This window comes from Gordonia sp. C13 (assembly GCF_023218005.1).
Taxonomy (GTDB): domain Bacteria; phylum Actinomycetota; class Actinomycetes; order Mycobacteriales; family Mycobacteriaceae; genus Gordonia; species Gordonia namibiensis.
Window position 1 is genome coordinate 130,385 of the sequence record NZ_JALPSY010000002.1, and the last position, 15,836, is coordinate 146,220.

General features: G+C 68.1%; 16 protein-coding genes and 1 pseudogene. 9 read left to right on the forward strand and 8 right to left on the reverse strand.

Going from position 1 to position 15,836, the window contains the following annotated elements; all coding sequences use genetic code 11:
• The first annotated feature begins 4 nt into the window (after positions 1-4).
• From M1L58_RS03030 to M1L58_RS03040, 3 genes are read left to right on the forward strand one after another with little or no spacing between them, the layout of a single operon-like run.
• Positions 5-550, forward strand: coding sequence for a nuclear transport factor 2 family protein (locus M1L58_RS03030; RefSeq protein ID WP_040535748.1), 546 nt, complete (start codon positions 5-7; stop codon positions 548-550).
• Positions 551-556: 6 nt separating this feature from the next.
• Positions 557-1,825 carry a hypothetical protein gene (locus M1L58_RS03035; RefSeq protein ID WP_248657786.1) on the forward strand — a complete coding sequence of 423 codons (1,269 nt, stop codon included), beginning with the start codon at positions 557-559 and terminating at the stop codon, positions 1,823-1,825.
• Positions 1,822-2,715: an SDR family NAD(P)-dependent oxidoreductase gene (locus M1L58_RS03040; protein ID WP_248657787.1), complete on the forward strand. Its 894-nt coding sequence runs from the start codon at positions 1,822-1,824 to the stop codon at positions 2,713-2,715. The genes M1L58_RS03035 and M1L58_RS03040 overlap by 4 nt, the downstream gene beginning before the upstream one ends.
• A 93-nt stretch (positions 2,716-2,808) precedes the next feature.
• On the opposite strand, the pseudogene M1L58_RS03045 reads toward M1L58_RS03040, so the two are convergent.
• The 5 genes and pseudogenes from M1L58_RS03045 to M1L58_RS03065 form a co-directional block, all read right to left on the reverse strand.
• A pseudogene (locus tag M1L58_RS03045) lies at positions 2,809-3,808 on the reverse strand (NAD-dependent epimerase/dehydratase family protein).
• Positions 3,805-4,860 carry a phosphotransferase family protein gene (locus M1L58_RS03050; RefSeq protein ID WP_248657788.1) on the reverse strand — a complete coding sequence of 352 codons (1,056 nt, stop codon included), beginning with the start codon at positions 4,858-4,860 and terminating at the stop codon, positions 3,805-3,807. Before M1L58_RS03050 ends, M1L58_RS03045 begins: the two are co-directional and overlap by 4 nt.
• Entirely contained in the window at positions 4,857-5,939 is a 1,083-nt protein-coding gene (locus M1L58_RS03055; protein ID WP_248657789.1) for a TIGR03857 family LLM class F420-dependent oxidoreductase, read from the reverse strand. The genes M1L58_RS03050 and M1L58_RS03055 overlap by 4 nt, the downstream gene beginning before the upstream one ends.
• Before the next feature lie 4 nt (positions 5,940-5,943).
• Positions 5,944-7,533, reverse strand: coding sequence for a fatty-acid--CoA ligase FadD1 (gene fadD1 / locus M1L58_RS03060; RefSeq protein ID WP_248657790.1), 1,590 nt, complete (start codon positions 7,531-7,533; stop codon positions 5,944-5,946).
• A gap of 208 nt (positions 7,534-7,741) precedes the next feature.
• Entirely contained in the window at positions 7,742-8,203 is a 462-nt protein-coding gene (locus M1L58_RS03065) for a hypothetical protein (protein ID WP_006360301.1), read from the reverse strand.
• 103 nt (positions 8,204-8,306) lie between these two features.
• Between M1L58_RS03065 and M1L58_RS03070 the strand changes: the two genes are divergently transcribed.
• From M1L58_RS03070 to M1L58_RS03090, 5 genes are all read left to right on the forward strand, one after another.
• Positions 8,307-9,245, forward strand: coding sequence for a PaaI family thioesterase (locus M1L58_RS03070; RefSeq protein ID WP_248657791.1), 939 nt, complete (start codon positions 8,307-8,309; stop codon positions 9,243-9,245).
• Positions 9,246-9,436: 191 nt separating this feature from the next.
• A complete protein-coding gene (locus M1L58_RS03075) occupies positions 9,437-10,240 on the forward strand; it encodes a TIGR03084 family metal-binding protein (RefSeq protein WP_006866120.1) in 804 nt (267 codons plus the stop codon).
• 68 nt (positions 10,241-10,308) lie between these two features.
• Positions 10,309-11,472, forward strand: coding sequence for an acyl-CoA dehydrogenase family protein (locus M1L58_RS03080; RefSeq protein WP_006866119.1), 1,164 nt, complete (start codon positions 10,309-10,311; stop codon positions 11,470-11,472).
• Positions 11,473-11,519: 47 nt separating this feature from the next.
• Positions 11,520-12,692, forward strand: coding sequence for an acyl-CoA dehydrogenase family protein (locus tag M1L58_RS03085; protein WP_248657792.1), 1,173 nt, complete (start codon positions 11,520-11,522; stop codon positions 12,690-12,692).
• A 10-nt stretch (positions 12,693-12,702) separates the two neighbouring features.
• Positions 12,703-13,347 carry a TetR/AcrR family transcriptional regulator gene (locus M1L58_RS03090; RefSeq protein WP_006866117.1) on the forward strand — a complete coding sequence of 215 codons (645 nt, stop codon included), beginning with the start codon at positions 12,703-12,705 and terminating at the stop codon, positions 13,345-13,347.
• A 118-nt stretch (positions 13,348-13,465) separates the two neighbouring features.
• Here the strand turns inward: M1L58_RS03090 and M1L58_RS03095 are convergent, their stop codons facing one another.
• The 3 genes from M1L58_RS03095 to M1L58_RS03105 form a co-directional block, all read right to left on the reverse strand.
• Positions 13,466-14,080, reverse strand: a complete 615-nt coding sequence (locus M1L58_RS03095) for a Pr6Pr family membrane protein (RefSeq protein WP_248657793.1) — start codon at positions 14,078-14,080, stop codon at positions 13,466-13,468.
• A gap of 21 nt (positions 14,081-14,101) precedes the next feature.
• On the reverse strand, positions 14,102-14,395 hold the full coding sequence (locus M1L58_RS03100; RefSeq protein WP_248657794.1) for a hypothetical protein: 294 nt from the start codon (positions 14,393-14,395) through the stop codon (positions 14,102-14,104).
• Positions 14,396-14,546: 151 nt separating this feature from the next.
• Positions 14,547-14,933 (reverse strand): hypothetical protein, encoded by a 387-nt coding sequence (locus M1L58_RS03105; RefSeq protein ID WP_248657795.1) that lies wholly within the window; start codon positions 14,931-14,933, stop codon positions 14,547-14,549.
• Between the two features lie 100 nt (positions 14,934-15,033).
• Here M1L58_RS03105 and M1L58_RS03110 point away from each other — a divergent pair, with 100 nt between their 5' ends.
• A complete protein-coding gene (locus M1L58_RS03110; protein ID WP_248657796.1) occupies positions 15,034-15,816 on the forward strand; it encodes a hypothetical protein in 783 nt (260 codons plus the stop codon).
• The last annotated feature ends 20 nt before the right edge of the window (positions 15,817-15,836 follow it).

The following is a 15,836-nucleotide window of genomic DNA, read 5'->3' on the forward strand; positions in this document are numbered from 1 at the left end:
ACACATGTCTTTTGACCGTGCGGAACTGGAAGAGATGAAGGAGCGGTGGCTCGCCGCCAACATCGAGGCAGAAAAGGCGGGGGACTGGAAGCCGCTCGCCGAGTTCTACACCGAGGACGCCACCTACGGCTGGAACTACGGCCCCAAGAAGGACTTCATGGCCGTGGGTCGCGAGGAGATCCGCGAACTCGCGCTCGGTCAGGAAATGGAGGGTCTCGAGGGCTGGGAGTATCCGTATCAGGCATGGGTCATCGACGAGAAGACCGGCGACATGATCGGACTCTGGAAGCAGATCTACGAGGGCACCCGTGAGGACGGCAGTCATTATGCGCTGGAGGGCATCCAGGGCAGCTGGTTCAAGTACGGCGGCAACTTCCAATTCTCCTGGCAGCGTGACTTCTTCGACTACGGCAACGTCTCCGCGCTGTTCATCGAGATGATGCAGAACAACGCCATGAGCGACGGAATGCTCAAGCGGGTGGAGAAGGCCGCGCCGGGCAACCTGCCGGGGTGGTACGACTTCGGTAAGGCGCCGGTCGCGTTCTGGTGACCTGACATGACAACCACAGCCCCCACGTATCAAGGTCTGGGTCAGGAACAGCTCGCCGTCTTGGTCCCCGAACTCCTGCTGTCCGGTCAGATGATCGACCGCAGCGGGATGGCGCACCTCATCAGTGCTTTCGGGCGAGACATCATGGGCCGGATCGCGATCGAGGAATGGATGGCCGCGAGCCCGGTCTACACGAGCCGGGTCCGGACCGTGTTCGGCGTCGACGGCGACGGCGTCGAGGACATGTTCAAGTGTCTCCAGCTCGACATCGGTGCACCGCCGCAGTTCATGGACTTCCGGTACCGGGTCGACGACAAATACCACGGCTCGTTCGTCCTCGATCATTGCGGCGCCCTACTCGACGTCGAACCGCTCGGCGACGACTACGTCACGACGATGTGCCACGACATCGAGGACCCGACCTTCGACGCGACCGCCATCGCGACCAACCGCCGCGCGCGTATCCGACCGGTGCATCGGCCGCCCCGACGCCCCGTCGACCGGACGCCGCACTGCGAGTGGACGGTCACCATCGAACCGGACCGCGAGGAGCTGCCGCTTCCGCCGGACGCGGAGGAGATGTTCGGGACGCGTGCCGGCCAGATCGAACTGTCCGCGATCGACCCGTCGGCGACTGACGGCTGGGTCGACTACCGAGGCCCACTCGTCGAGGATCTGCAGTTCGCGGAGTGGTCGACGTCAGCGCTCGTACGGATCGCCGAAGAGGTGGCGCTGCAACATCAGCTGCTGTCCCTCGGCTTCCTGATCAGCCTGCGGCGGTATGCCGAGAGCGAAGAGCAGGTCGTCGAGATCTTCCGTAAGCAGCTGATCGGGATCGCCGGACTCGCGGCGGACCGTATCCGCGCGGCCCTCGATCTGTCCACCGACGCCCAAGGCCTGGCGCAGGTGCTGGCCCTGCATCCGTGCTTCGGGCCTGCGCAGTACACCGGTCTGATCGCTGTCGCCGACGAAGATTCCGTCGTCGTACGGTTGCCGCGGAAGTCCGACGCGATGACCGACGGCGGTTGGATGTCGATCCTCACACCGGATCATCTGGAACCGCTGCAAGCCGCCGCCACCGGGGTGAGCCCGTACCTGAGCGTGGAGGGTGCCGTCGAGACCGACGATGCGCTCGAGATCCGGATCGTCAGGTCGGACACCGCCCAGAAGGAGAGCGGGGAGGTGGCCGTCGCGCGGTTCAGCGGCGGTGCGAGTTTCGAGTTCGTCGACCGAGGCCGCTCGATCCCGATCACGCCGGTCGGCAGCTCGGCGTGAATCCGGACGGCGGCTGGTCCCCCGGGGCTGCCGGACTGGGCGGCCGGGTCGCCGTGATCGCAGGCTCCACCCGCGGCATCGGCCTCGCGGTGGCGTACGCACTGGCGGGACAGGGGGTTTCGGTCATCGTCAACGGGCGCGACGCAGATGCGCTCGAGGAGACCGTCGCGGAGATCCGCGGCGGTGGGGGACAGGCCGTCGGCGTCCGAGGCTCGGCCGGTGACGACGGCGTCGCCCAGCGGATGGTCGACGCCGCGCTCACCGAGTTCGGCGCACTCGACATCGCGATCAACTGCGCGGGCATCGCCGAACCCGCCGGGTCGACGGTGCTGACCATCACTCCCGACGAGTTCCGGGCGCAGGTGGACGCACACCTCATGTCTGCATTCCACCTGCTCCAGGCCGCAGGACGGGTCTTCGTCGAGCAGGGCTCGGGTTCGATCGTGCTCACCGGCTCGGCCGCGTCGCTCGGGATGTTCGGTGGCAGTGGCTATCCCGCAGCGAAGGGCGGCGTCAACGCGCTGGCCCTCGCCGCCGCGTCGGACCTCGCCGAACATCGCGTCCGCGTCAACGTCGTGATGCCCGGCGCCAAGTCGCGCCTGTCGACCGGCGACGACTACGTCGCCCACATCGAGGGCTTGCATCGGCGGGGGATTCTCGACGATCTGACCCGGGAAGCGGCATTGGACCCGGCGCCGCCGGAGTACGTTGCGCCGCTGTACGTCTTCCTCTCCAGTGACGCGGCCGAGCACGTCACCGGTCAGATTTTCAGCGCAGCCGGTGGTTTCATCGGTCGGTTCGAGACGCAGCAGGCGAGCTTCGTCGCCTACCGCGACCACAAGGACACCTCGCCGTACAGCCTCGGCGAGCTGGCGGAGTTGCTCGGCTGAGTATCCTGCTGGTTCGTATCGAAACCAACTGGCGCGCAGAAGATCTTTGGTAACTGGTTTCGATACGGTCCTCGCCTGGCGGCTCGGACCTACTCAACCAGCAGAGGGTGCAGGTCGCTTACGCTCCAGCCAGAACCGTGCGCCTTCGGCGATCGCCTCGGTGACGGGCCGCGGGTGCCAGCCCAGATCGCGTTCGGCCTTGCCGTGGTCCATCTCGGACATGAAGTGCATCAGCCGCACCGATGGCACGGTCAGCTGGACGGGCTTGCGGGTGAGGGCGGCCCGTGCCGAACCCACCGCGCCGGCGGCGTACAGCGCTGCCCGGTTGAGGACGAGCCGGGGTGGTTCGCGCCCGGCGGTGCGGGCGGCGATCTCCACGATCTCGCCGGTGTCGATGGATCGCTCGGCGACGATGTACCGCTCGCCCACCTCACCTCGCTCGGCCGCCAGGACGAGTGCGCGCGCCGCGTCGTCGATGCCCACCGACTCGGCTCGGCAGCCGCGAATGGTGAACGGCAGCTTGCCGAGTGCCGCACCGGCGACGAAGGAACCATGGGGAGTGGGTTGCCAGTCGCCGGGACCGTAGGTGTTGGCGACACACATCGCGACCCCCCGGCACCGCCCCGTCGCGGGCGCGGTCCAGCAGTAGGTCCTCGGCGGCGACACGGCTCTTCACGTACTCGGGTGCGTGGTCCGCCCAGTTGAAGGCGTCGTCCTCGGTGGCCCGGCGCCCCTGCACCCGCCCGATGGTGGCGGCGGTGCTGGTGAACACGAACTTGCGCAGCGGCTGACCGGCGGCCACTTCGAGCACCGCCCGCAGGGCGTCGACGTTGGTGCGGTACAGCGGTGCCGGGTCCCGCAGCCACGCACGGGTGTCGACGGCGCAGTGGAAAACTACGTCGCAACCGTTCATCGCCGTGCGCACCGAGGCGGCGTCGAAGAGGTCGCCGGTGGCGTGGTCGAAGTCGAGGCCGGACAGTGTGCGGAGATCGCTGGTTTCTCGCGTGAGGACGCGGACGTCCTCGCCGTTCTCGACGAGCTGCCGGACCAGTCGGGAACCGAGGAAACCGTTGCCGCCGATGACGAGCTTCATCGGCCGGCCAGACCACCCGGCACGAGGTCCTCGATCGCGGCTGCGCTGCGCGACAGCATTGCGTCGAACATGGCGGTGCCGCGTTCGGTGGGTTGCGCGGCGGCCGAACCGAAGACGATGATCAGCGGTGCCTGGATGAGGTTGGCGACGTAGTCGTCCCAGCACTCGTCGAGCGTGTAGTCGGCGACGCCTTCGGTGACGACCGCACGGTGATACGACGCGACGATGCCGCGCTCGTGTTTCCGACGATCCTCGGTGGTCAGGCTGGTGCTGAGCAGAAAGGCGATGTCGCGCAGCGGGTTACCGGTGGTGATGGTCTGCCAGTCGATGACGGTGACCTCGCCGGACGGGCCGAACAGCACGTTGTCCACACGGAGGTCGCCGTGGATGAGTGCGGTGTTCCGCAGTGGCGCGACGAGCCAGTCGCCGGCCTCGCGGACCAGCCAGTCGATGGCGGCAGAACCCTGTGCGTCGGGGGAGAATCGGTCGCGGTAGACGTCGGCCATCGGCTCGAGGATCGACTCCATCATCTCGCGTTCGGCGGCACCGGGAAGCGGCATCTCCTCCAGCAGCGCGGCGTCGTTCCAGCGCGGTGCGTGCAGACCGGCAGCGGCCACAGCGACCGACTCCGCCTGCGCAGGTGTACATCCGATGATCTGATCGCCCTGGACCGCCTCGCCGATGTCCTCGAGTAGGAGTACGAACTCGGTGCCGGGATCGGAGATCGTGGCCGCGTAACACCGCGGCATCGGGACAGTGAAGCCGGCGGCCAGATCGCGGTAGAAGCGGACCTCGTTGCGGAACACCCCGGACCCGAACTCCCGCTGCTCGGGCGCGCCGGTGGCCAGCTTGGCGACCATGGTGTCGGGCAGGTCCGTGGGACCGGAGTGCTCGAGTTTCAGGCGATAGGACCCGGCCATCTGTCCGGTCCCGACGGCCTCGGAGGTCACCGCGGTGATCGCCGCGTCGTGGCCGTTCTCGCCGAGGAAATCCGTGAGCCACGTCGCCGTGAGTTGCTCGACGCTCGTGGGTATCTCGAGGGTTTCCGTCACGAGGGCATCCTTCCGGGGTTGGCCGGTAGTCCGACCGCGCGGTCGGGACGAATGTCGCGGTACGCCGAGACCACCGGTGCCAGTTCGGTCGGCGTCGCGCCATGCAGTATCACCGAGTCGACGCCGAGGTCGAACTGTTCGGCGATGGTCTTCGCGCAGTCCGACGGCGAACCGGTCGCGGAGTCGGCGACCCACGCCTCGGGGATGGTCTCGGCCAGTTCGGCGAGTTCGTTGTCGGTAGCGGTGGCATCGATCGGCCCGCGGGCGCCGGTGAAAGCGGTTGTCGCCCGCACTCGTTCGAGATCGGCGGGGTCCCACTGATTGGCACCCATGAGCTGGTCGGGGTAGCCCTGCAGGTAGGTCGCGAGGCGCCCGTACAACCGGCGCATCCGGTCGGCCGGGTCCAGATCGTCGGACACCGTCGCCACGACCGACCAGATCCGGATCGACGCCGGATCGCGGCCGGCACGTTCGGCGGCCTCGCGCACATGCGCGACGGCCCGTCGGGTGGCATCTGCGCTGAAGTAGGTGTGCAGCACGACGCCGTCGGCGATCTCGCCTGCCAGCTCAAGTGTCCTCGGACTCATCGTCACGAGCAGGATCGGCGGTGGGGAGTCCAGGGTCACCCCGAGGCTGAGCAACGGGTACGAGCCGGCGGGCCCGTCGTGGCCGACGACCATCTCGCCGGCCCACAGCCTGCGGAGCAGCCCGGTGATGTCGCGCAGGGCCGCGCCGGTGACGAGCGGGACGCCGAGGATCTGCCACTGCGGGGTTATCCCGCGCCCGAGTCCGAGAGCGAAGCGACCGTCGGACACCTCGGCCAGGGTGGCGCCCATCGTCGCGGTGATGATGGGGTGCCGGGTGTTGTGATTTGTTGCGGCCGTGGCGATCCCGAGGTTCTCGGTCGCACCGGCGAGAGCACCGCACAGGGCGGCCGCGTCCTTGACGTTGAACCGCTCCGAGACGAAGGCCGTCCCGAGTCCGATCTCGTCGGCGAACCGGGCCTCGCCGGCGAGCTCGCGGGGGGTGACCGGGTGCCGGGAGAGTGTGTAGTAGCCGAGCTCGGTGAGCTGTTCCATGGGCTCAGGCGCTCGCGCTGACGGCCTCGCGGTATTCCTGCGACCGCGCCTCGCGCACCCAGAGGGTGCCGTCGCCGGCGGTCGCACCTTCTTGCTTCAGGGTGCGCTTGAGGATCTTGTTGGTGGCGGTGGTGGGCAGGTCGTCGGCGATCCGGACGTATCGCGGCCAGGCCTTCGGCGACAGGTCCGCCTGTGCGGCAAGCTGTTCGGTGAAGGACTCCGGGCTCAGTTCGACGCCGTCCTGCAGCACGACGGCGGCCATCACGGCGTCACCGACGTGTTCGTCGGGCACCGCGTACACCGCGACGCGGTTGATCTCGGGCACTCGCAGAAGTATTCGCTCGATCGGCCCGGCGGCGAGGTTCTCGCCGTCGACCCGCATCCAATCGCCGGTCCGGCCGGCCAGGTAGATCCACCCGTCGGCGTCCTTGTAGGCGAGGTCGCCGGACCAGTACATCCCGTGACGCAGACGCTCGTTGGTGGCAGCGGAGTCGTTGTAGTACCCCATGAACATCCCGCCGCCCTCGACGTTCACCAGCTCGCCGATCGCCTCGTCGGGATTGAGAAGTGCTCCGGTGTCGTCGAATTCGGCTGCGGGGCACTCGGTGATCGTGGAGGAGTCGTAGACCGCGACGTTGGGGAAGCCGCGGCCGATCGAACCGTGCGGGGTGCCCGGTTCGCGGGTGATGATGATCGCGAGCTCGGTGGAGCCGAACCCGTCCCAGACCGTGCAGCCGAAGCGGCGCGAGAACTCGTCGATGTCCCGGTCGGTGGCCTCGTTGCCGAACGCGACGCGCAGGGGATTGTCGGCATCGTCGGGCTTCTCCTCGGTGGCGAGGATGTAGGCGAGAGGCTTGCCGACGTAGTTCATGTACGTCGCGTTGTAGCGGCGGATGTCGTCGAGGAAGGTCGACGCGGAGAACTTGGCCGGTGCGATCGCGGCACCGCCGCACAGTGCGACGCAATAACCACCCATCAGCGCGGCGCTGTGGAACAGCGGCATCGACAGGTAGCAGACGTCGCCGGGTCCGATGTCGTACTTGTCGGCGAGGACGGGACCGGCGAACGGGATCATCATGTGCGCGAACTGAACCGGCTTGGGGTTGCCGCTGGTGCCCGAGGTGAAGATCAGCATGAACGTGTCCATCGCGCCCGGCACGGAGTGCGGGGTGAGGTCACCCGCCCCGGCGATGAGGTCGGTCCACTGCGGGGTCGAGGTGTCCAGGACCGTCACGCCGGGGAGTTCCGGGCCCTCGAGCAGGGGGCGGTGTTCGGCGTCGGTGATCAGGATCTGGCAGTCGGCGCGCAGGATGTCGGCGGCCAGGCCGTCGCCGCGTCGGGTGTTGTTGATGCCGACGGTGACGTAACCGCCGAGGGCTCCGGCCGCGAGGGCGATGAGCATGTCCGGGGTGTTCCCCAGCAGGGTGCCGATGTGCATCGGTCGAGAGGCGTCGGCCACGGACAGTATTGCGGCAGCGGTCTTCTCCGCATCGCGGACGTACTCGCGCCACGTCCAGCGGCGTCCCTCGTAGGTGATCGCCAGGTTGTCGTCGTCGGCTCGTGCCTGGAGGAGCTGGGTCACTGTCTCGGCCATGCGGCCAAATCTAGAACGTGTTCACCAGGTGCGTGTACAGATCTGAAATATTGTCTACTGCGCCGCGTCGGAGACGCCTGGGTGTGACCGTCGGAGACGCCTGGGTGTGACCGTCGGAGACGTTCGCGCACCACGGCCGGGGTCCCCGGAAACAACTCGGTCGGGGACGCCGAAGCGTCCCCGACCGAACAGGTGTTGCTGTCTGCTGCTAGCGCTTGAACGAGCCGCTACCGGGCACGACGGTGAACGTGCGGTCGTTCTTGCCGATGATCGTCGTGGTGAACTCGATCGAGCCGGCGCCGGTCGCGAGGGCCACGCCGTCCGACGGGCGTGCGTCGCTGCAGGCGTCGAAGACGTCGCTGCCGGACTGGCCGGTGGACTTGTTGGTCCAGCTGATGCCGACGCGTGCGTCCTTGAGATTGGTCGCGCAGGCCTCGGTCGGCGTCGTGTTCAGTGCGACCTGGGTGACACCCGGTTCGGTCGCGGATGCGAGGATCGAGGCGAGGAAGCCTCCGCTGACGCCGTTCGAGCCGACGGTGATGCCCGTGTTCGGGACCTGTTCAACGCTCAGCGCCTGCTCACCCGGGGCGGCCTGCGCGGTCGCAGCGCCCAGCGTCATCGCACCGAATGCCGCAACGGCTCCGAGTCCAGCAATGGTCTTGCGTCCCATGTGTATCTCCCGTCACTTTGGACACTTCGAATCCACAGCGTACGGGAGTGATGTTGGACTCCTCAAGGTGAGGTCGGCGGCATTCTGCTGATACAGAAGACGTATGAGCGATCCGCATCACGCCGAGTCATCGAACCCGGGGCCACACGACCCGCTGTCCGCCTTCCATCTCGGCGACCTCGTCGAGGGCAAGGGCGTGCGCGCCGCTCAGTTGCTCTGCTCGCAGTTCGCCGACCATCGCGGCCTGATCGAGCTGCCCGCGCTCGCCGTTCTGTTCGATCACTGCGGCGGCATCCCGTTCCATCGCACCCACGACGACCCGGCGGCCGCCACGCTGCAGGCGCGGTTGTCGTTGTCGACGCACGGTCGCGCGAACATCGGTGACCTGCTCGCGGCGCGTGCCGAGGTGGTGATGCACGACGACGGCTGGGGCTCGACATACGTCGAGATCCGCTCCGGGGCAGGGCAACTGTGTTGTGTGGGCACCGCCCGCAATGTTCGCGTCGGGCGTGCCCTGACGGGTCAGACTCCGTCCGCCGAGATCGGGATGGCGATGCCCAGCTGCGACGACGACCACGGCGTGACGCTCCCGGCCGCCATCCCCGCGGATCTGACCGGGCGGGCGGTGGTCGAGGAGATCGCCACCAAGCAGCGGGACCCCGGACCGCTGGTCGAGATGCTCAACGGCACGGTCGAGGTGCTCGACGGGGCCACCGAGCGCGACGCCGGTATTCGGTTCCGCAGCGCCACCGACCCCTGGATGGGCAACATGTTCGGCACCATGCACGGCGGCGTCATCGCGACGATCGTCGGCCAGGCGGGGTCCTTCGCCGGGCACCTGCACGCCGGGGCAGGGCAGGAGTACTCGATCGGTGACATGGCGATCGGCTTCTACCGATCGCCGGCGGTCGACGGCAGCGAGGTCACCGTCGAGGTGACGCCGATCAAGACCGGGCGTCGGATCTCCTCCTTCGAGGCGGCCATGACCTCATACGACGATGTCCTGCTGAGCCGCGCCACGCTGGACGTTCACTACCACTGACGGCGGTTGCTCCGCTCCGATAACCGCCCCTGATGACCGCCCCTGGGATCTGCCCCCGGTAGCGGAGTCGCCGACATATCGTCGGCGGACTCGCTTCTGAGGGTTGATCGCAGGGGCGGTTCACTGTGCGTCGCCAATGAAACAATCAAGCGCGCTTGATTCTTCTACGGTCCTGTGTGACGCTATGGCGCATGACCGATCGAGCAGCGGCCGTTTACGGCGTCGTGGCAGACCTCGAAGCCGAGTCCGACCAGCTCGATGCGCTGGTCGCCGACCTCGACGACGCGGGATGGGCCACGCCGACACCAGCCCCGGGGTGGACCATCGCCCACCAGATCGCCCACCTCGCGTGGACCGACGAGGTCGCCGCCATCGCGGCGACCGATCCCGATCGCTTCACCGAGCTGGTGACCGAGGCCCTGCAGAACAGCCCCGAGACCTACGTCGACGATGCCGCCGAGGCCGGAGCGGGTGCGCCGGTCGAGGAGATCCTCGCCGGCTGGCGGCTCGCTCGAACGAAGCTGGCGGACGCGCTCCGGGAAGTGCCCCAGGGTGTGAAGATCCCGTGGTTCGGCCCGCCGATGTCGGCGGCGTCCATGGCGACCGCGCGGCTGATGGAGACGTGGGCGCACGGTCTCGACGTCGCCGACGCCCTCGGGGTGACGGTGCTGCCCAGCGACCGCATCCGCCACGTCGCGCACATCGGCGTGCGCACACGCGATTTCGCCTACATCGTCAACAACAAGGTCCCGCCGGCCGAACCGTTCCACTACGCCCTGACCTCGCCGTCGGGTGAGCTGTGGACCTGGGGTCCCGAGGACGCGTCGAACATCGTGCGCGGCTCGGCACTGGACTTCTGCCAGCTCGTCACGCAGCGACGTGCCGTCGCCGACCTCGACCTGGAGTTCGTCGGCCACGACGCGCTCGAATGGTCCGGCATCGCACAGTGTTTCGCCGGTCCTCCGGGAGCCGGCCGCGAACCGCGTGGCGCCTGAACCCTCGCGTCGAACCCTCTGCTCGTTCAACACCACCTCTCACCGTCACATCACCTAAGGAGCCTCGGGTGCCCATTGCCAGCCCCAACGTCTGGGACACGCCGGAACGTCTCGAACTGCGTTCGATGGTCCGCAAGTTCGTCGAGAAGCACATCCTGCCCTTCCAGGACGACTGGGAGCGCGACGGCGAGATCCCGCGTTCGCTTCACCTCGAAGCCGCCAAGCTCGGCCTGTTCGGCCTCGGGATCCCCGAGGAGGTCGGCGGTTCGGGTGGCGACATCATCGATACGACGATCCTCGCCGAGGAACTGCACTACGCCGGTGCGGCCGGCGGCATCTTCTCCGGCCTGTTCACCCACGGCATCGCCCTGCCGCACCTGATCGCCGCCGGCGATCCGGAGCAGATCGATCGCTGGGTCCGCCCGACCCTCGCCGGTGAGAAGATCGGCTCCCTCGCGATCACCGAGCCCGGCGGCGGCAGCGACGTCGGCCATCTGACCACCAAGGCCGAGCGCGACGGCGACTTCTTCGTCGTCAACGGTTCGAAGACCTACATCACCTCGGCCGTCCGGGCCGACTTCGTTGTCGCGGCCGTCCGTACCGGCGGCCCGGGCGCCGGTGGCGTCTCCCTCCTCGTCATCGACAAGGACACCCCCGGATTCACCGTCACCCGCAAGCTCGACAAGATGGGCTGGCGTTGCTCGGACACCGCGGAGCTGTCCTTCGTCGACGCACGCGTTCCGGTGAAGAACCTCGTCGGACCGGAGAACTCCGGATTCGCCCAGATCGCCATGGCTTTCGTGACCGAACGCTCGGGTCTGGCCGTGCAGGCCTACGCCAGCGCCCAGCGATGCCTCGACCTCACCGTGCAGTGGGCCCGTGATCGCGAGACCTTCGGCAAGCCGATCATCGCGCGTCAGTCGGTCCAGGACACCCTGACCGAGATGGCGCGTCGTATCGACATCGCCCGCGTCTACACCCGCGCCGTGGTGGAGCGGAAGGTGACCTCGCACGACGACCTCATCGCCGAGGTGTGCTTCGCCAAGAACACCGCGGTCGAGGCCGGAGAATGGGTGGCCAACAAGGCCGTTCAGCTGCACGGTGGACTCGGTTACATGACCGGCACCGAGGTCGAACGCCAGTACCGCGACATGCGCATCATCGGCATCGGCGGCGGCACCACCGAGATTCTCAACGGTCTGGCAGCCAAGCGACTCGGCTTCCACGCCTGAGTCGACGCCCCCATCCGAACCCGAACCCACGCAGAGGAAAAGACGCGATGACAGCCTTGGAGAACCCCTTCGTCGAGACCCCGGAGCGCGCCGCGCTGCGTTCCGCGGTCGCCGGTCTGGCCGCGAAGTACGGTCAGGAATACTTCCGCGAATGCGCCCGTGAGGGACGCAAGACCGATGAACTCTGGCAGGAGGCGGGCAAACTCGGCTTCATCGGCGTCAACCTGCCCGAGGAGTACGGCGGCGGCGGTGCGGGCATGTACGAGCTCGCGATCGTCATGGAGGAGATCGCCGCCTCCGGCACCGGCCTGCTGATGCTGGTGGTCTCGCCGGCCATCTGCGGCAATGTGATCGCACGTTTCGGCACCGACGAGCAGAAGCAGCGCTGGCTGCCGGGCCTCGCGGACGGCTCGATCACGATGGCGTTCGGCATCACCGAACCCGACGCCGGATCGAACTCGCACAACATCACCACCACCGCCCGTCGTGACGGTTCGGACTGGCTGCTGTCCGGTCAGAAGGTCTACATCTCCGGCGTCGACCAGGCCCAGGCCGTCCTGATCGTGGCACGCACCGAAGACGCCAAGACCGGCAAGCTCAAGCCGGCGCTCTTCATCGTGCCGACCGACGCGAAGAACTTCTCCTACACCATGATCGACATGGAACTGCAGAACCCGGAGAAGCAGTTCCAGCTGTTCCTCGACGACGTCCGGCTGCCCGCCGACGCGCTCGTCGGCGACGAGGACGCGGCCCTCAGCCAGCTGTTCGCCGGCCTGAACCCGGAGCGGATCATGGCCGCGGCGTCGGCCGTCGGCATGGGTCGCTTCGCGCTCGACAAGGCTGTGTCGTACGTCAAGGAGCGCACGGTGTGGAAGGCGCCGATCGGTGCGCACCAGGCCATCGCACATCCGTTGGCGCAGGGCAAGATCGAGCTCGAGATGGCCAAGCTCATGATGCAGAAGGCTGCGACGATGTACGACGCGGGCGACGACTGGGGTGCCGCCGAGCCGGCGAACATGGCGAAGTACGCCGCCGCCGAGGCCGCGGTGAAGCTCGTCGACCAGGCCGTGCACTCGATGGGCGGCAACGGTCTGACCACCGAATACGGCATCGCGCCGATGCTGAGTCTCGTCCGCATCGCCCGCGTCGCACCGGTCAGCCGCGAGATGATCCTCAACTTCGTTGCGCAGGCCAGCCTCGGCCTCCCGAAGTCGTACTGAGGTAGCACCGATGGTGTCCGCGCGAGTGTCGTCCAATCGTCGTGAACCGCAGCAGGAACGCTCACGCCTGACACGTGAACGCCTGTTGCGGGCGACGATCGACGCACTCGCGGCGGACGGCTGGGCGGCGGCCACCGTCGCCGCGGTCGCCGAGCGCGCCGGCGTCTCGCGAGGCGCGGCGCAGCACCACTTCCCGACGCGGGAGTCGCTCATCACCGCGGCACTCGAGCAGGTCTTCGACGACCTCACGACGGCCGCGGACAGCAAGTTCGGGGCGGCGGCCGCATCCGACGGGGAGATCACCCCGGCGCGCGTGCTGGCCGCCGTGCAACGCGTGGTCGAGGTCTACACCGGAACGGAATTCAAGGCGGCGCTGCAGGTGTGGGCGGCCGCGGCCTCCGACCCCGCTCTGCGCACCCTGATCCTGCCGCTGGAGGCCAAGTTCGCCCGTGCGGCCCACCAGCGAACAATGTCGGCGATGGGGGTCTCGCCGGCCGACGAGAAGGGGCATCGTCTCGTGCAGGCGACCCTCGACTTCGCGCGCGGGCTCGGCCTGGCCGACACCCTGACCGACGATTCGGCGCGTCGTGCGCAGGTCGTCGACACGTGGTGCGAACAGATAGCCGTCGCATTGGGCGCGGACGGGACGGCCTGACTCGAAGAGTCGGGCGTTGTCTCACCAGGCCTTCGAGGCTCGTCGCTGCGCTCCTCGCACCTCAGGCAGCAGAGCTGGGTTCGTCGCGTTCTTTCGGATCAGGCGGCGAGGGGGGCGATCAGGCCGGGGTCACGTCCCTCGACCGTCCTCGTGTCCCGACCCGGTAGACGCCGAAAGACATGAGCGTCATACCGACGAACACGACCACCAGCGAGATGGCCATCGACACATAACCCTGCTCGCGCGGGTCGAGGAACGGGTACGGGTACCAGTCGACGATGGGGCCGCGGATCAGCGAGTAGATGCCGTAGACCAGCGGGATGGCCAGCCAGGTCAGCCAACTGCGTTCGGGGAGCCGTTTGGCGCGCACGAGAGCCCAGTCCACCAGCATCACGAGCGGGATGATGCGGTGGAGCACGTCATTCACCCAGCTGTAGGTGACGTCCACGTCGACCCCGCTGAGCAACAGCGCGTAGACGATGCCGGTGATCACCATGCAGGTGGTCACCGCTCCGCGCACCCACTCCCACACCGGCCGGGTGGGGGCGAGCAGTCCGCCGACGAGCAGCACCACCGCGGCGGCGATGTTGCTGAGCACCGTGAAGTAGCCGAAGAAGTTCCCGAGCGAGAAGTCGGCATCGCCCCATCGCACCGCCACCTGATAGATCAGGGCGGCGGCACCGAGAGCCGCGAAGACGATGCGGAGAACACGAATCCACCAGGTCGCTGTCACACGCTGATTGAAGCACCGGGATCACGCGCGGCGCGTGCACCCCGCCGTCGGTGGCACGAACATGCGTCGCCGCCATCCTGCGATCCGCGTCGGCGATGAGAGGATTCCTCCCATGGCGCCGCCCTTCGCACTGACCGCACTGCTGACGACGCACGATCCGGGTGCGGCGAGGTTGCTGAAGGCCGCGCGCGGTGCGTCGGCGATGGCCATCGGTGCACTGGTGGTCCTCGCGATCCGATCGGTGGTGAGCATCCCGGTCGCGGCGGAACTGTCGGCCGGCTTCCTGTCGCTGTGGGCGACGGTCGGGGCGGTCAAGGACACGACCGCGCGGGCCCGGATCATCACGACCGTCGCGCTGCTCGTCCCCGGCTTCGCGGCGGCGCTCCTCGCGTGCCTGTTGCATCCGTGGCCGGCCGCGGGCGGTCGCTTTCGTCGCGATCGCCGGTCTCGCCGCCTGGACGACGCGTTACGGGCCGCGGGGAGTGCACTGGGCTTCTTCGGGTTCTTCGCCTTCTTCTTCGCCGTGGTGATGGGGGCCGACCTGCACACGTTGCCGGTGCTTTGCGGCCTCGTCGTCATCGCCGTGGCGAGCGCACTCTTCGTACGCCTGGTTCTGGTCCCCGACCGGCCGGGTGAGGAACTGAGGCGCCTCCTGCGGAGTGTGGAGGTCTGCGCCGACGATCTGCTCCGGGTCGCGAGCGAACCGGGGACCGGGCCGCAGCGGGTGGCGGCGGCGGTGACCCGACTGTCGGCCGCGACGAGCGCGGTCGCCGGATGGCAGAAGAACTACGACGCCGAGCAGTACACGGATCTGGATGACACGACCCTGTCGCGCCGGGTCTCGATGCTGCATCTGTCGAGCGAACAGGCCGCCTTCCGGGTGGCCGAGCGCAGCGCGGATCCCGCCGTCGCTCAGGCGGTGTCGCAGGTTCGCACTGCGCTGAGGTCGCCGGGTGACGCTGCGTCCTGCGCGCTCGTCGGTGGACGATCCGTTCATCACGATCGTCCTCACCAACAGCTACGACCTGCTCGGTGTCCTGAACCGTCATGTCCTCGAGTGGCGCATCGAGGAGACCCTGTGCGGTGCCCTGGTCGGCGCGGCCGCGGCCTTCCTCATCTTGAGCACGCCGACCTCACCCGTCCTCGACACCAAGCTCCGGGCGTACTTCGACGCCCTCGTCGACATGGCCTCCGTCGCCCTGCGCAGAGGCGAGAACCGGCCGGGGGAGGTCGATTCCGACGCGGCGCTGGCCGCCGTCCGGGTGCTCGACGGGGCCGAGGCCGCGATGCTCGACACCGCGACGTCTGCGGTGTTCTCGCTCAGTCGGTTCCACCGATCGATGCTGCGTCGTCTGCGGCCGCACCTCCATGAGACGACACGCGAGGCAAGGGGGCTCGCGTGGTCGGCGATCGGTCTGGCACGGCCCACGGACCACACCGGGAACATCGACACCGACCGAGTCGACCCGGAGAGCGAACAGGATCTCGTCGACGAGCTCCGGGGTGCCGCCGACGCGACGGTGTCGTCGATCGAACACGGCGGTGCCGCGGCGTCGACGATCGGGAAGCTGACGAAAGACGTCAAGGTCGAGAACACCGTCCATGCGACGGAGCCCGCCGACTCCTCACCGGGCCGGCAGGCCCGACGACTCATCGCATCGGTGCAGCGCATGCGCGAGGCGATCGCCGGGCCCGCCCACTCTCCTCGTACAGACGAACAGCTCGCCGGCGAGTGACCTGCCGACGAGCTGTTCGC

Coding starts and splice junctions, on each gene's coding strand:
- M1L58_RS03085 (WP_248657792.1), top strand. CDS start 11,520: ATGACAGCCTTGGAGAACCCCTTCGTCGAGACCCCGGAGCGCGCCGCG.
- M1L58_RS03035 (WP_248657786.1), top strand. CDS start 557: ATGACAACCACAGCCCCCACGTATCAAGGTCTGGGTCAGGAACAGCTC.
- M1L58_RS03075 (WP_006866120.1), top strand. CDS start 9,437: ATGACCGATCGAGCAGCGGCCGTTTACGGCGTCGTGGCAGACCTCGAA.
- M1L58_RS03070 (WP_248657791.1), top strand. CDS start 8,307: ATGAGCGATCCGCATCACGCCGAGTCATCGAACCCGGGGCCACACGAC.
- M1L58_RS03090 (WP_006866117.1), top strand. CDS start 12,703: ATGGTGTCCGCGCGAGTGTCGTCCAATCGTCGTGAACCGCAGCAGGAA.
- M1L58_RS03065 (WP_006360301.1), bottom strand. CDS start 8,203: ATGGGACGCAAGACCATTGCTGGACTCGGAGCCGTTGCGGCATTCGGT.
- M1L58_RS03030 (WP_040535748.1), top strand. CDS start 5: ATGTCTTTTGACCGTGCGGAACTGGAAGAGATGAAGGAGCGGTGGCTC.
- M1L58_RS03055 (WP_248657789.1), bottom strand. CDS start 5,939: ATGGAACAGCTCACCGAGCTCGGCTACTACACACTCTCCCGGCACCCG.
- M1L58_RS03105 (WP_248657795.1), bottom strand. CDS start 14,933: ATGCAGCATCGAGACCCGGCGCGACAGGGTCGTGTCATCCAGATCCGT.
- fadD1 (WP_248657790.1), bottom strand. CDS start 7,533: ATGGCCGAGACAGTGACCCAGCTCCTCCAGGCACGAGCCGACGACGAC.